Annotated in this window: 1 protein-coding gene; it reads left to right on the plus strand. The window is 57.2% G+C overall.

Annotation, left to right across the window (positions count from 1 at the left end; genetic code table 11):
* Positions 1-278, plus strand: a 278-nt coding sequence (locus tag FQ664_RS27480; RefSeq protein WP_218570396.1) for a hypothetical protein, incomplete at both ends; no start/stop codon positions are given.

Raw genomic sequence — 278 nt, forward strand, 5'->3', positions numbered from 1 at the left:
ACCTCATTGAGTGGGACCAATTTTGAGATCGCGCCGGCGAGTGATACGGCCGCCTGGCTCACCTCTGGCTTTGAAGATAGGTTTTACGCCGACTCGTTGCCAGCTGACGCGGGATTGGCGGCCCTCACCTACGAACAGTTTCACGAGTTGTCATCGCGTCTCGCTGTCAGAAGTTTGCCTACGGAAAGAACCCAGCCGCTGAAGGTTGCTGATTCGGGTTCGCTAGAGATATCGCGGCTTATGGCAAACGCGGCGGGCGTGGTTCTCATGAACTGGCC

It is taken from the genome of Pseudomonas persica, assembly GCF_900291015.1.
Classification (GTDB): Bacteria; Pseudomonadota; Gammaproteobacteria; order Pseudomonadales; family Pseudomonadaceae; genus Aquipseudomonas.